This window comes from Lysobacter luteus, assembly GCF_907164845.1.
In the GTDB taxonomy this organism is placed as follows: domain Bacteria; phylum Pseudomonadota; class Gammaproteobacteria; order Xanthomonadales; family Xanthomonadaceae; genus Novilysobacter; species Novilysobacter luteus.
The window spans coordinates 1,209,374-1,223,353 of record NZ_OU015430.1; the positions used below are offsets into that span (position 1 = coordinate 1,209,374).

15 protein-coding genes are annotated in these 13,980 nt (G+C 68.4%); 11 read left to right on the forward strand and 4 right to left on the reverse strand.

Annotated elements, in window-relative coordinates; all coding sequences use genetic code 11:
- Positions 1 to 23: 23 nt before the first annotated feature.
- Together KOD61_RS05605 and trmY are read right to left on the reverse strand one after the other, a co-directional pair.
- Complete coding sequence (locus KOD61_RS05605) at positions 24 to 1,766, reverse strand: potassium/proton antiporter (protein WP_215220048.1); 1,743 nt, start codon at positions 1,764 to 1,766, stop codon at positions 24 to 26.
- 39 nt (positions 1,767 to 1,805) lie between these two features.
- On the reverse strand, positions 1,806 to 2,399 hold the full coding sequence (trmY, locus tag KOD61_RS05610; RefSeq protein WP_215220049.1) for a tRNA (pseudouridine(54)-N(1))-methyltransferase TrmY: 594 nt from the start codon (positions 2,397 to 2,399) through the stop codon (positions 1,806 to 1,808).
- Between the two features lie 94 nt (positions 2,400 to 2,493).
- On the opposite strand from trmY, the gene KOD61_RS05615 reads away from it, so the two are divergent.
- The 6 genes from KOD61_RS05615 (at position 2,494) to KOD61_RS05640 (ending at position 7,469) form a co-directional block, all read left to right on the forward strand.
- A complete protein-coding gene (locus KOD61_RS05615) occupies positions 2,494 to 3,372 on the forward strand; it encodes an acyltransferase (protein WP_215220050.1) in 879 nt (292 codons plus the stop codon).
- Between the two features lie 75 nt (positions 3,373 to 3,447).
- Positions 3,448 to 4,092: a hypothetical protein gene (locus KOD61_RS05620; protein WP_215220051.1), complete on the forward strand. Its 645-nt coding sequence runs from the start codon at positions 3,448 to 3,450 to the stop codon at positions 4,090 to 4,092.
- 124 nt (positions 4,093 to 4,216) lie between these two features.
- Positions 4,217 to 4,828 (forward strand): peptidoglycan recognition protein family protein, encoded by a 612-nt coding sequence (locus KOD61_RS05625; protein ID WP_215220052.1) that lies wholly within the window; start codon positions 4,217 to 4,219, stop codon positions 4,826 to 4,828.
- On the forward strand, positions 4,822 to 5,256 hold the full coding sequence (locus KOD61_RS05630) for a hypothetical protein (RefSeq protein WP_215220053.1): 435 nt from the start codon (positions 4,822 to 4,824) through the stop codon (positions 5,254 to 5,256). Before KOD61_RS05625 ends, KOD61_RS05630 begins: the two co-directional genes overlap by 7 nt.
- A gap of 116 nt (positions 5,257 to 5,372) precedes the next feature.
- Entirely contained in the window at positions 5,373 to 6,422 is a 1,050-nt protein-coding gene (locus tag KOD61_RS05635; protein WP_215220054.1) for a S66 peptidase family protein, read from the forward strand.
- A 312-nt stretch (positions 6,423 to 6,734) separates the two neighbouring features.
- Positions 6,735 to 7,469 (forward strand): outer membrane protein, encoded by a 735-nt coding sequence (locus KOD61_RS05640; protein ID WP_215220055.1) that lies wholly within the window; start codon positions 6,735 to 6,737, stop codon positions 7,467 to 7,469.
- Between the two features lie 90 nt (positions 7,470 to 7,559).
- On the opposite strand, the gene KOD61_RS05645 is transcribed toward KOD61_RS05640, so the two are convergent.
- The gene (locus KOD61_RS05645; protein ID WP_215220056.1) at positions 7,560 to 8,057 is read right to left on the reverse strand and encodes a lipocalin family protein; all 498 of its coding nucleotides are present in this window, start codon (positions 8,055 to 8,057) and stop codon (positions 7,560 to 7,562) included.
- A 131-nt stretch (positions 8,058 to 8,188) separates the two neighbouring features.
- Here KOD61_RS05645 and KOD61_RS05650 point away from each other — a divergent pair, with 131 nt between their 5' ends.
- Complete coding sequence (locus KOD61_RS05650; RefSeq protein WP_215220057.1) at positions 8,189 to 8,377, forward strand: hypothetical protein; 189 nt, start codon at positions 8,189 to 8,191, stop codon at positions 8,375 to 8,377.
- 59 nt (positions 8,378 to 8,436) lie between these two features.
- Here the strand turns inward: KOD61_RS05650 and KOD61_RS05655 are convergent, their stop codons facing one another.
- Positions 8,437 to 9,078, reverse strand: coding sequence for an outer membrane beta-barrel protein (locus KOD61_RS05655; RefSeq protein ID WP_215220058.1), 642 nt, complete (start codon positions 9,076 to 9,078; stop codon positions 8,437 to 8,439).
- Positions 9,079 to 9,282: 204 nt separating this feature from the next.
- Between KOD61_RS05655 and KOD61_RS05660 the strand changes: the two genes are divergently transcribed.
- Genes KOD61_RS05660 through KOD61_RS05675 form a run of 4 tightly spaced genes read left to right on the forward strand, consistent with a single transcriptional unit; the run spans position 9,283 to position 13,866 of the window.
- Positions 9,283 to 9,849, forward strand: a complete 567-nt coding sequence (locus KOD61_RS05660; RefSeq protein WP_215220059.1) for a hypothetical protein — start codon at positions 9,283 to 9,285, stop codon at positions 9,847 to 9,849.
- 35 nt (positions 9,850 to 9,884) lie between these two features.
- Positions 9,885 to 10,421, forward strand: a complete 537-nt coding sequence (locus KOD61_RS05665) for a hypothetical protein (protein WP_215220060.1) — start codon at positions 9,885 to 9,887, stop codon at positions 10,419 to 10,421.
- 57 nt (positions 10,422 to 10,478) lie between these two features.
- Positions 10,479 to 13,253: a hybrid sensor histidine kinase/response regulator gene (locus KOD61_RS05670; protein WP_215220061.1), complete on the forward strand. Its 2,775-nt coding sequence runs from the start codon at positions 10,479 to 10,481 to the stop codon at positions 13,251 to 13,253.
- A gap of 58 nt (positions 13,254 to 13,311) precedes the next feature.
- A complete protein-coding gene (locus KOD61_RS05675) occupies positions 13,312 to 13,866 on the forward strand; it encodes a DUF3228 family protein (protein ID WP_215220062.1) in 555 nt (184 codons plus the stop codon).
- Positions 13,867 to 13,980: the final 114 nt, after the last annotated feature.

The following is a 13,980-nucleotide window of genomic DNA, read 5'->3' on the forward strand; positions in this document are numbered from 1 at the left end:
AGTCCCCGCGGCCGGTGGCGCGGCTAGCGTTCCGTGGGTTCCTCGTCGGGGTCGGATTCGGCGGCCAACATACCGACGGTCGCGATCCGCGTCCCCAGCATCCCGCACACGCGCAACCGCGTGCCGTCGAGCATGACGCTCGCGCCGATCGCAGGGTCCGTCTCCAGGTTCTGGCGGATCACGCTTTCCAGCGTGTCGTCATCGGCGGCCGGCAGGTGCACGCCGTACGAGTTGCGGATGTCCTCCACCGTGGTGCCACCCTTGAGCCGCAGCTCGACCCGCGGCAATGGCTCGGCGGCGCCGATGTCGGCGGCCTGGGAGAACGTGCGGTCGACGAACGGCCGGGTTATCGGCCGCAACACTGCGAACAGGTGGTCGTTGGCGCGCAGGACGGTGGAGCCGCGCGGCGGCATCACCTCTTCGCCGCGGGTGATCATGGCGATGACCGTGTCCTCGGGCAACGCCATGCGTGACAGGCGCCGGCCAACGGCGCGCGAGTCCCGCCCCAGCGTGTACTCGACGATGTCGGCGTTGACGTTGCCCAGCGAGGTGATCTCCAGCGTTGCGGCGGGCTGGGCGGGCGGCGCCTCGGCCAGGCCGAGCCGGCGGGCGACCGTGGCCAGCGTGGAGCCCTGCAGGATCGCGGAAATCAGCACCACGAAGAACACCACGTTGAAGATCACCGGCGCACCCGGGAGCTCGAAAAGCAACGGGAAGATCGCCAGCACGATGGGCACCGAACCGCGCAGGCCGACCCAGGACACCAGGGTGGTTTCCCGCTTGCTGAAACCGAAGAGCAGCATCACCGGGACCACTGCCAGCGGGCGCGCGACGAACATCAGCACCAGCGCGATCAGCAGCCCCTGGATCCAGACGTCCAGCAGCGCGATCGGGTCGATCAGCAGGCCCAGCACCACGAACATGGTGATCTGGGCGAGCCAGGCCATGCCGTCATGGAACAGGAAGACACTGCGCTTGAACGCGAAGTGGCTGTTGCCTACCACCGTGCCGGCGATGAAGATCGCCAGGAAGCCGCTGCCGCCCAGGTTGGCCGCCAGGCCGAACGCGAGCAGGCCGCAGGCGGTCACCAGCACCGGGTACATGCCCGATGCCTGCAGCCGGATGCGGTTGAGCAGGCCCACTGCGCCCCAGCCCACGCCCAGCCCAACGGCTGCGCCGATGCCCATCTGCATGAGGAACAGCTTGAGCAGCGCCAGGCCCAGCGGCACGTCGTTGGCGATGACCTGGATGAGGCCGATGGTCAGGAAGATCGCCATCGGGTCGTTGGACGCGCTTTCCACCTCCAGCAGCGCCTTCAGCCGTTTGCGGATGTGGATGTTGGCGTTGCGCAACTGCGCGAACACCGCGGCTGCGTCGGTTGATCCGACGATGGCGCCGATCAGCAGGCCGTTCATCAGCGGCCAGTCGAGGATCTTCGCCGCGGCCAGGCCGGTGACCACCGCCGTCACCAGCACGCCGAGCGTCGCCAGCACCGAGGCGGGCTTCCACACCGACCGGATCGACGCGACCGGGGTCTGCAGGCCGCCGTCGTAGAGGATCACGGCCAGCGCCAGGGTGCCCAGGGCATGCGCCGCCCCCGGGTTGTCGAAGACAATGCCACCGATGCCGCGCTCGCCGGCCAGCATGCCCACGATCAGGAACAGCACCAGCACCGGCAGCCCGAGCCGGGCGGACGCCTTGCTGGACACCACGCCCAGCAGGATCAGCACGGCGGCGAGGAGGAGGACCTGGTCAATCGCGAACATGCGTGGTGCGTTCCGGCGGGCAGTGGTGGCCCCTCAACCCTAACCCTGATCGAGCGCGTGGTGGATCAACACCACGCACTGAGAGGCGAACAGCATGGTCCTGCCGAGCGTGATCTTCCTGGCGCCGAGGCGCTCGAGGCTGTGGAAGGTCTTCTTCGGCATCGGGATGTGGTCGGTCAGCAGGAAGCAGGGGTTGCCGTCGAACACCTGCTCCCCGATCGGCGTGCCCTTGCGGTCCATCACGAACAACTGGTGGTCCGCGGCCAGCTGTTGCACCAGCCGCTCGAAGCTGACGGTGCGCACCTCGACGCCGGATTCCACCGGCCGCGACTCCTCCTTGCCCATCCCGCGGGACGCGTCCAGCGCCTTGGCGACCTTGCCCAACAACGCCTGTTCGTTGAAGCCGCCGATGTCGTGCATGGCGTTGGCGTCGAAGCGGATGGTGCGGGAGAAATCCTGCGTGCTCTCAAGCACGAGGTAGACCACCACGTCCGGCCGGTGCGACTGGGCCACGAAGATGGCGTTCATCAGCGTGTGCGCAAGGATCTCGGTGTGGGCTTCCTGGCCGACCGACGCGAGCAGCCTGGCGCTGTCGGTGGGGGCGGCCCGCGCCCTGAGTACGAAGGTTCGCATGAGGCAATTGTCCACGAACGGCGCCCGGAATCGGACAAATGCGGCCGGCCGGTTTACGGGACAATGGCCACCCCGTAGAGCCTTCCGCATCCCCATGGCCCCATTGCGCGTGACCCTGGTCTCCCTGCTGCTTGCCGCCAACACCGTGCTGCACGTCGTGCCGCTGCTGGTGGTGACGCTGGTCAAGGCGCTGCTGCCGTCAGCGCGGCTGCGCAAGGCCAGCAACCCGCTGTTGACCGGCGTGGCTGAAAGCTGGATCGGCGTGAACAATTGGCTGTGGGACCGCTTCTTCCATACGCCGATCCACCTGCAGGAGGATGTCGCGCTGCGGGCGGACGGCCACTACCTGGTGCTGGCCAACCACCAGAGCTGGGTCGACATCGTGGTGTTGCAGAAGGTGTTCAACCGGCGCATCCCGCTGATGCGGTTCTTCCTCAAGCGGCAGCTGATCTGGGTGCCCCTGCTGGGACTGGCGTGGTGGGCGCTCGACTTTCCGTTCATGGGTCGCCACACCCCCAAGCAGATCGCGCGCCGCCCCGAGCTGGCCGGTCGCGATATCGCCGCCACCCGCCGGGCCTGCGAGAAGTTCCGCGAGATTCCGGTGGCGATCATGAACTTCGTCGAGGGCACCCGGTTCACCCCGTCCAAGCATGCCGCCCAGGGAGCGCCTTACCGGCACCTGCTCAAGCCCAAGTCGGGCGGGGTGGCATTCGTGCTGGATGCGATGGGGGAGGGCCTGCACGCCATCCTCGACGTGACCATCGCCTATCCCGGCGGCCGTCCGTCGATGATCGACCTGTTGGCCGACCGCGTGCCGGCGATCCACGTCCACGTGCGGCAGCGCGCCATCCCGCAGGAACTGCTGCACGGCGATTACCAGAATGACCGCGCGTTCCGTGTGCGCTTCCAGCAGTGGATGAACGGCCTGTGGCGCGAGAAGGACGCGGACGTGGCGCGGCTACTGGGCGAGTAGTTCGCTGGGCTGCTCCTCATCGGGAGCTCAAGCCGGCTGTGACAACCTGCGAGCCCACGCCTCCAGGTGCTGCCAATGCTGATCGTGACCTGTTCCCGCCTCGGAGCTCGTTGCCCGCGCGGATTGCGTCGCCGCGTGTTGTTCTTGATGGCGATTTCGCTGGCGTTGATGGCCTGCTCGGGGCCGGACCGCGACGCCGGGCAGGGTGGTCGCCCTGGCGAGGCCCCGGACGCCGGGACCGAGATGCCCGACGCGGCCGGCGACACCGGTACTAACCGAGACAGTGCACCGTCATCGACTGCGTCGTCCGATGCGGCGGCTGGCGACTCGACCGTCGGCGGCGACGGCTCGCAGATTGTCCTGGCACCCCTCGGAGCGGCGGACATCGAAGCGGCCGCGCTGGGCGGCGAGCTCGCCTGCAGTTTCGCGCTTGCCGGCGACGCACCGTTGTTGCTGGCAATGGGCGACGTCGCCTCGGCGGATCCCGCGCGGGGGTTGGTGAAGGTCGGCTCGTACGTGGAACCGGTCGCTGCACCGGGCGGCTTCGACGCCATGCTCGACGGCGCCCGCTTCACCGGCGCCGGCAAGACCGTCGATATCGCGGTGACCGGCCCCGCCATTGGCGGCGGCGAGTCGCCCGCGCGTCCCGCCACGCTCATCTATCACCGCGCCGACGGCGCCCGGCGGCAGTTCGTCGGGCGGTGGCAGTGCGGGCCGTAGGGCTTCCGGGTCGAAGTAGACGGTGACGCGACCAGTGCGCGACCCCGCCGTTTGCAAGCGCACCGAGCGCGCGGCAGACTTCGCCGCGCCGCAGGATCGCGGCTTTTGCCATCAAGGAGGATGCATGTTTCGTATCGACAAGGACGGGATGATTCGCAGCGTGCGGGTCGAAGCTCGTCGGTTCCCGTCACTGGAGCGCGGCGACATGCCGATGGTGAACGGCATCGTCGTCCATCAGACCGGGGGGTCGACCGCGCAGTCCACGTTCAACAGCTACCGCGACAGCGCGATCGGCGCCCACTTCCTGATCGAAAAGGACGGACGGGTTTACCAGACCGCGTCGCTGTACAAGCGCGCCAACCACGTCGGGCTGCTTCGCTCGCGCTGTCTTGAGCGGCACGCCTGTGCGCCTGCCGAGTTGAAGCGTCTGCAGGGCACGTCGCTGCGTACGCGCAGCAGGATGGAGCACGCAAAGGCATTCCCAGACCGCTTCCCGTCCAACCGCGACAGTATCGGTATCGAACTGGTTGGCGAGTACACGCGCAACCCCGACTTCGGGACGGTTCGTGGCGCCGACGAGTTTCTGTACGTCGCGGTGACCGACCAGCAGAACGCTGCACTGCGGTGGCTCGTCGGCGAGCTTCGTCGCGCGCTGAAGGTGGCTGCAAAAGAGGTATATCGACATCCCCAGGTGTCCTACAAGACTCCGACGGAGGCGGCCAGCGCGTCATGGTGAGCATGCTGCGCAGTGGGCTTTGGGCCGTCACCGGCTTGCTGGTCTCGGCGTGCGTGCTGTCGGCGCCGGGTGGCCAAGCGACGGGGGCGAAGGCGGAGCGTGTCCTGGTCGCGGAAGAGTTGAACATCACCGAGAACGGCGCCGCCTCGCCCGATGTGGATGCGGGCGCATGCCGGGCTTTCCTGCTGGACGAGGACGCGGCAAGGCGCGCACTGGAGAACAGCGAACCGGTGAGCCGGAGCCAATACATGCACGAGCTGCCATGGTCACCGTGCCTGGTTCGTGGGCGCATCACCCTGGTGGATGGCAGGACGGGTACCTGGACCATCCGGCAGTACGGCACCGGGTCGATTCTCCTTGACGATGATGCGGAACTGTACTTCTGGTGTCGCCGCTGCACGAACCCACCCTTCGTGGCGGTCGAGTAGCAGCCGGTCGCCCCTCCGCCGACCACCGGCAACCCGTGAGCGTCGTCGGCGATGGCGGGGCGAGCGCTCATTGTGTTGCGTTAACCTCGGCCCTGTTCACGACCGGCGAGCAAGGCATGCACAGGCGAGACTTCATCCAGGGCGCGGCGCTATTGGGACTCCTGCCACTGGTAGGCAACGCAGGCGCCGCACTCGCGGCGGCGCCGCGGAACGGGCGGCTGCTGCCCGTTCCGCTCAACCCGGGCGACACGGTCGCGCTGGTCAGTCCGTCGTCGGCCACCGACGAGCGGCTCAACCTGCAGCTCGCGACCGAGGTGCTGCAGGCGCTGGGTTTCAAGGTCAAGACGGGGGCGCACTATGCGGCGCGGCGTGGCCACCTGGCCGGTACGGACGCCGAGCGGGCGGGGGACCTCAACACGATGTTCGCCGACGACGAGGTCCGCGGCATCGTCTGCGTGCGCGGTGGGGCCGGTGCGGCACGGCTGTTGCCCTTGCTGGACTACGACGCCATCCGCGCCAACCCGAAGGTGCTGCTGGGGTACTCCGACATCACCGCGCTGCATTGCGCGATCCTCGCCCGCGCCGGGCTGGTCACGTTCCACGGGCCCATCGGCGCCGCGAGCTGGAATGCCTTCAACGTCGACCAGTTCCGGCGCCTGTTCTTCGAACGCGAGCTGATGCGCTACCGGAACCCGGTCGACGCCGGCGACGAGCTGGTGCCGCGCAAGAACCGCACGCTGACCATCACCGGTGGCAAGGCGCGAGGCGAGCTGGTCGGCGGCAACCTGTCGGTGCTGGTGGGCCTGGCCGGCTCGCCGTACCTGCCGGACTTCGACGGCCGGATCCTGTTCCTGGAGGACGTGGAGGAGGCGCCGTACCGCGTCGACCGCATGCTCACCACCCTCAAGCTGATGGGGGCACTGGACCGGATCGCCGGTTTCATCTTCGGCGACTGCACCGACTGCGACCCCGGCGAGGGGTACGGTTCACTCACCCTGGACCAGATCTTCGACGACCACATCCGGCCGCTGGGCGTCCCTGCCTACCGCGGGGCCATGATCGGGCACATACGCGAGCAGTTCATCGTGCCGCACGGCGGCCAGGTGGAGATGGATGCGGACGCCGGCACGTTCCGGATGCTGGGGCCGGTGTTCCAGCCCGGGTAGACAAGGGCGGGCGCCGGCGGGTCCTAGACCGGGGCGAACGCCTTGGTGGTCTTCTTGTCGCGCTTCTCTGCCTTCTTCTCCTTCATCGACTTGGCCGGTTTCTTCTTCTGTTCCTTCTTCTTGTCCAGACCCTTGCTCATGTGCTGCTCCTGACGCGTATGCCGGCTGCGGCGCAGTCGGGCGAGGCGAGTATGCGCCGCTCGCGCGCGTTCGGGTGGCTGACGGATAATGCGGCCGGTCGGTTCGCCGCTTTGCGCGAAGTCCGGCTCGGCGCGTAGTCACGCGTCCGATTGATCACTACAGGGGAAGTACATGAAGAAGACCAGGCTGATGGTGGCAATGGCCGCCGTCACCGCGGGTGCCGTGCTGGCATCCACCGCACACGCCCAGGACACGCCGATCGAGGTGTGGCAGCCGCAGGCCGGCACCGAGGCTGATCCGGCCAAGCGGGTCACCGATCCCGCGGCGCCCGCGGCTCCCCAGGCTGATGACCAGGCCACCTGGCAGCCGCAGCCGGCCGATGCGCAGGCGCAGGGCTACGCGGCCCCACCGCGTGACAGGCTGATCGAAGACCGCGGCGGGTTCTTCCTGGGCGTGCAGGGTGGCAAGGGCTGGGTGTTCGACGACGTCGACCAGTCCGCGCTCGCGGTCAACGCGGGCTATCGCTGGCAGGCCGGCGCGGTGACGCTGGTGGGAATCGAGGCGGCCGCCGGCCGGCTGGATGAAACCCGGGACAGTCTCTACACCTACGCCAAGGTGGACTACGTCAGCATCGGTGCGACCGCGCGCTTCAACTTCGGTCCCGACAGCCCGGTGTTCGCCATTGTCCGCGCCGGTTACTGGACGGCTGACGACGACTACTACATGGATGTCGATGGCGGCTACGTGGGCGTCGGCCTGGGCGCGGACCTGACGCGCAACTTCAACCTGAGCCTGACGTACACAAACCACGTCTACTTCAACGACTACTACTGGGACGACGGCGAGTTCTACTACGACGCCAACCGTGCCGACACGTTGATGCTCGGCGCCGAAGTCCGGTTCTGAGACGCACCCCGCCGGCCCATGGGTCGGTCGGATGTGAAAAAAAGCGCGCCTCAGGGCGCGCTTTCTCTTTGGCAGTTGTATCCGACCCCGTCAGGCTGGCGCCCCGCGCTGCGGCGTATCGATCAGCTCGTCCAGCTCGTAGCCCAGCGTCTGTGCGGTGGCGAGATAGTCCATCCGTTCGGACGGGTCGATCTGGGGGGTGCGTGCCAACAGCCAGAGGTACTTGCGGTCCGGGCTGCCGACCAGGGCGATCCGGTAGTCGGGGTCGATCCGCAGCACCCAGTAGTCGCCCTTGGTGAACGGCACCCAGCGCAGGCCTTCCGGCAGGAAGCTGACTTCCAGTTTGCTGTTGTTGCTGCCGGGCACCGGGGTTGCCTCGCCCACCGACTCCTGGGGGGCACCGTCGCCGTCGCGCGCGCGGTTCTCGACCCGCACCTTGCCGTCGTCCTGCAGCGAGTAGGTGGCGGTGATGTCGGTGTAGTCCGGTGGTTCGTGGCGCATCGGCAGGCGGGCGATCTCGTACCAGGTGCCGAGGTAGCGCTGCAGGTCGACGGCGGGGACGGTGGCGGGTTGGTCGTGGTGGGTCATGGGGGGCTCCAGCGGGGGGAGCTGCCGGTGTAGCCCATTCATGATGAAGCGCACGCGTACGCCCTGGCAGGATTCGCGCCGGTTTCATGCCGGTCGAGGTATCCATGTAGGACCCGACAACGGAGACCGTCATGGCTTCCAGCAAGCGAGAACTGATCGAACCCAACAAGGGCGACAAGCGCTATGTGCGGCGCGACGAAGAGGGCCGGTTCAGCGAGAGCGACGATGTCAGCCGCTCGCTGAGCCAGGACGTGCGCAAAGAGGCCAAGCACGAAACCAAGGCCGGCCAGGGCGACCGCGGCGACCGCAAGACGCACTGACCTGTACAACGAAAAAGCCGCCCATCGGGGCGGCTTTTTCGTGTCCGTTCTTGGGGCAATCAGAACCGGTATTCCACCGTCACGGTCACGCTGCGCGCGTTGCGCTTGTCGCGCGACAGCCGGTACTCGTCGGACACCGCGTCGTACTGCACCTGCGAGTAGCGGTACTGGTTGACCATCAGCCCCACGTCCAGCAGCGGCAGGATGGTGGTGCCGACGCCCACGCCGACGTACGTACCGCCGTCGTTCTCCTTGAACTGCCGGCGGTCGGTCACCGGAGCGGTATCCACCGGGTAGTCGACGATGGTTTCATCCAGCTCACGCTCCAGCCCGAGGTAGCCGGCGCGGCCGATGAAGTACACCGGCAGCAGCGGCGGCTTGATGCGCGCGTTGGCACCGACGAAGCCGTAGCGCGACTGCATGGTGTACGCGTGGTCGACGTAGCCGTCGGGGTACTGGTTGCGGATCTCGGCATCCTGCTCCTCGATCCGGCCCAGGCCGCCCTCGAGGCCGACCTGCGCCATGCCGATGCCCCAGCGGTAGCCGACGCTGGCCTGCACCAGGTCGCTGTCGGCGTCGTCGATGCCGCTGTCGAGTTCGATGCGGCCAAGCTGTCCGTTGAGGAAGAAATCGCCGGCCGAGGCGGCGGGCGCCACGGCGAGGCAGGCGGCAAGCAAGGCCGCGCGTTGAAGCTTGCGCATGTTCTGGTTCCGGGATGGGGAGGCGGGGCCGGGCGGCTTCCGCGGAGCGCATGGTACCGGTGCGCGGCCCGTCAGTCCCGGTGGGCTCCCTGAGCGGGAAACAGACCCGGTAGGGCCGTGCTTCGCGCCCGCTTCACACGGGCGCCCTAGGAGCTTCATCCGGGGCGGGCAATCTCCGCATCACACCCAACGTGGAGACCGGCAATGGCACAGGGTATCGGCGACAACGGCGCGGTGCGGGGCAACCGCTGGAGCATGGCGATCTGGGGCGGGGCGGCCTTGCTGCTGGCCCTGCCCGCCGTGGCGATGCGGTTCACCACCGAGGTGGACTGGGGCCCGGAGGATTTCATCACCATGGGCCTCCTGCTGGCGGCAGCATGCGGCGGTTACGAGGTTGCCACGCGCATCTCCGGCAATACCGCCTACCGGGCGGCCGTCGCGGTGGCGATCGTGACCGCGTTCGTGACGGTCTGGGTCAACCTCGCGGTCGGGATGATCGGCAACGAGGACAACCCGGCCAACCTGCTGTTCGGCGGGGTCCTACTGGTCGCGCTGCTCGGTGCCGTGTTGGCGTGGTTCCGGCCACGGGGCATGGCGGTCGCGATGGCAACGGCCGCGCTCGCGCAGGGAACAATCGCCGTCTATGCACTGTTTGCCGGGCACGGTGCGCTTGCACTGTTCATCGGGCTGTTTGTGCTGCCCTGGCTGCTGTCGGCGCAACTGTTCCGCGTGGCTGCCCGATCGCTCTCACAACCCCGCAACCGGCCATAGGCGAGGCTTCCGGCATTCCCCATCGGAGTCGGGTCATGTCGGAAACCTCCCCCATCACCGGCGAACTGTCCAACAGCAAGGTCGCCGCGGTGTTCCCCGACGAGGCCAGCGCGCGCCGTGCGGCCCAAGCGGTCGCCTCGGCGCTGTCGCTCGCGGCGGCGCAGGTGCAGGTGGTCACGCCGGGCACGGGGTCGCTCCCGGGTCGCAAGCTGGAGCCGGAAAGTCGGGGCATCTGGCGGACGATCGTGCGTGCGCACCTGTGGTTCGGTATCGCCGGCGTAGTCGGCGGTCTGCTGCTGTTCGCGGTGCTGCATGCCATGGGCATCCGCTTCATCGTCAGCTCGCCGGTGGCGGCGGCGCTGGTAATCGTGTTCTTCAGTGCCGTGGCCGGCCTGTGGGCCGGCGGACTGGTGTCTTTGCGCCCGGACCACGACCGCATGGTCGAGGCCACCCGCGATGCGATGGACGAGGGCAACACCACCGTTGTAGTGCATGCCTACTCGATGGACCAGCGCGCGCAGGCGGCCGAGCTCCTGCGCGGGCAGGGCGGCGACGTGACGTCGACCCTCTAGCCCAGTGCCCTTCGGTATGATCGGGCGGCTCAAGCCATTGCGGGAGAGTCGCCAACGATGACCGAATCCGGGCTGCGTTTCCTGGACGGCGGGGGTGAACTGGGTGAGCGCCTGCGCGCCACCGACTGGGCGCCCACGCCGCTGGGCCCGGTGGACGCATGGCCGGCGGCATTGCGCACGCTGGTATCGCTGATGCTGGCGTCCAACCAGCCGATGTACATCGTCTGGGGCCCCAGCAGGACCTTCCTCTACAACGACCATTACGCGACCATCCTCGCGGACAAGCACCCGTGGGCGCTGGGCCGCGACATCCTCGACGAGGTCTGGCCCGAGATCCGTGCGGAGCTGGCGCCGATCGTCGAGTCGGTCTCGGCAGGCGAGCCGGTGCAGGTGCCGCGCATGCGGCTGGTGCTTGAGCGAAAGGGGTTCCCCGAAGAGACCTGGTTCTCCTACTTCTTCGCACCGGTGCGCGACGACACCGGGGCGGTGGCGGGCATGTTCGGCGCCTGCAACGACATCACCGGGCAGGTCCAGCTCGAGCGCAGTCTGGCCGAACGCGACGCACGACACCGGCAGGTGCTGGCGAACATGGAAGAGGCGTTCGTCCTGTTCGATCACGACTTCCGGTTGCTCGAGGTCAATACCGAGACCGAACGCCTGCTGGGCATGGACCGCGAAGCATTGATCGGCGGCGTGCAATGGACGTTGTACCCCGGCACCTTCGATGCTCCCCTTGGCGCGATGTACCGCCGGGTGATGGCGCGCAGGCACGCCGAGTCGATGGACTACCCGCATGTCTTCCAGGACGGGCGCGAGGTCTGGTTCGAGGTGCGTGCCTTCCCCGTCGACCAGGGGATGGCGGTGCTGTTCCACGACGTCACCCATCGCCGCGAGGAGCACGAGGCGGCGACACGATCGGCCGAACGGGTGCAGTTGGCGCTGGAGGAGCGCGACCACGCCCTGGCGCTGTTGCGCTCCTTCACAGAGGCGGTGCCCGGCGTGGCCTACGCCAAGGACCTCCAGGGGCGCCTGCTGGTGGGCAACCGCGGGGTGTCCACGCTGCTCGGTGTGCCGCCCGAAGGGTTCATTGGCCGCACCGACCGCGAGCTGCTCGCCGACCCGGCGCAGGCCGAGGAGGTGATGGCCAACGACCGGCGGATCATGGAGACGGGTATCGCCGAACAGGTGGAGGAGGAAATCCAGCTCGCCGACGGCACCCCGGCAACCTGGATCTCGACCAAGGCACCGCTGCTGGACGACGACGGGAAACTCGTTGGCCTGATCGGTGCATCGATCGACATCACTGACCGCAAGCGGGTGGAGCGCGACTTGCGCCTATCGGAGCAGCGCGGTGCGCTGGCGCTGGAGGTGGCGCAACTTGGCACGTGGACCTGGAACCTGGCCGAAGACGTGATCCGGTTCGACCGACGCACCGCGGAGATCTGGGGTGCCAATCCCGAGCGCAGTCACTACTCACGCGAGGATCTCGGGCGACGGGTGCATCCCGACGACTGGCCGCGGGTGGACGCGGCACTGGCGGCGGCGTTTACACCCGGCAGCGACGGTCGGGTGGCCGAGGAGTTCCGCCTGCGGCACCGCGACGGGCGCGTGGTCTGGACGATGACCCGCGGGCAGGTTGCCTTTGAAGGCGAGGGCGACGCACTGCGGCCGGTGTCGATGATCGGCACCGTGCTGGACGTGACCGAGCGCCGCCAGCTGATCGAGACGCTGGAACAGTCGGACCGGCGCAAGGACGAGTTCCTGGCGATGCTCGCGCACGAGTTGCGCAATCCGCTGGCGCCGATCGGCACCGCGGCGGAGCTGCTGCGGCTGGTGCCCGATGACGCGCCGCGGGTGGAGGAGGCGGCGAGGATCATCTCGCGCCAGGTCGCTCACATGACCGAGATGGTCGATGACCTGCTCGATGTCTCGCGGGTCACCCGCGGGCTTGTGGTGTTCGACCGCGAGCCCGTGGACATGCGCGCCGTGGTCAATGCCGCGGTAGAGCAGGCCGGCCCGGCGCTGCAGGCGCGGCGGCACGGGCTCTCCGTCGAGACAGGAGGTGGCCCGGCGATCGTGCTCGGCGACCGTCACCGGCTGGTACAGGTGGTGTCGAACCTGCTCAACAACGCCGCCAAGTACACCTCGCCGGGCGGTCGCATCCGCGTGGCCGTGGTTGGCTCGGAGGATACGGTGGCGGTGCAGGTGGCCGACAACGGCCAGGGCATGGACGCATCGCTGGTGAACCACGCGTTCGACCTGTTCACCCAGGCCGCACGCACGCCCGACCGTTCGCAGGGCGGGCTCGGCATCGGCCTGGCGCTGGTGCGCAGCATCGTCCGCGGCCACGGCGGCACCGTCGGGGCGGTCAGTCCGGGCCCGGGTTGCGGGAGTACGTTCGAGTTCGTGCTGCCGCGCGCGGCAGTGGAACGGTTGCCCGACGATGCCGCGCCTGTGCCGCGCGTCGCCACGCGCCGGCAGTCGATCATGGTGGTGGACGACAACCGCGACGCCGCGGACACCCTTGCGACCGTGCTGGAGCTCCTCGGGCATGACGTAACCGTGGCCACCGATGGCCAGCAGGCACTGGTGCTGGCGGATCGGCGGAGCGACTGGGACGCCTTCATCCTCGACATCGGCATGCCCGACATGACCGGCCACGAGCTGGTCGGCCACCTGCGTCGGCGCGCGGGCACGGGGAGCGCCTGTTTCATCGCGCTGACCGGCTACGGCCAAGCGCACGACCACGTTACTTCGCAGGCCGCCGGATTCGACCACCACCTGGTCAAGCCGGCGGACGTGGACCGGATCGTCGCGCTGCTGGCGGGTTGATCCGACCGCCCCGCGCACACGGGCGATAATCGGCGGCCCTCCGCAACGGGAACCACGCATGTCGATCGTGCTTACCGAGTTCGCCCGCTCACGGCTGTTCCGCGAGCAGCGGCGCAACACCATCCAGGACTGCACGCCCGAACAGTTCGAGCGGCATCTCAACGAGGTGCCGCCACTCGACGTGCTCGAAGGCTACGCGCCTTTCTGCAAGCTGCACGTCCATCGCAACTGGACATCGACGCGCTGCCTGGCCGCGCCGATCACCGAGGCCAACCGGCACCTGCTGCGTTCGGCGTACGAGGCGCGCAGTACCGGCGAGTTGCCGGTACTGGTGCGCTGGTTCGAAGGGCTGGAGCCGCCGGTGGCCGACTACCTGGTGGTGATCCTGTACGACCGCGCGCAGCTGGCGAAGGAAGGCACCGTGATCGATGCCGACTTCGGCGTGGTGGGTTGCATGTACACCGCCGAACCGGTGGAAACGCCGATGGCTCCGATCACCATGATGCGCAACGCGCTCGGGGTGGAAGAGGGCGGTTCCGGCGTCCCGCTGGACCGCGAAGCCTACGCGCGCAGCGTGGCGTTCTGGGAGCGCCACGCCAACTGGCGGGGGTAGGCGCAACCTGACTGCGCCATCGCGGCGTCCGATTGCCCCGCGGTTGACCCGGGTCAAGGGCGTGCCCGGCGGTCGCCAGCACCATGCATGCACCGGATCCACCGGTGTACCGGA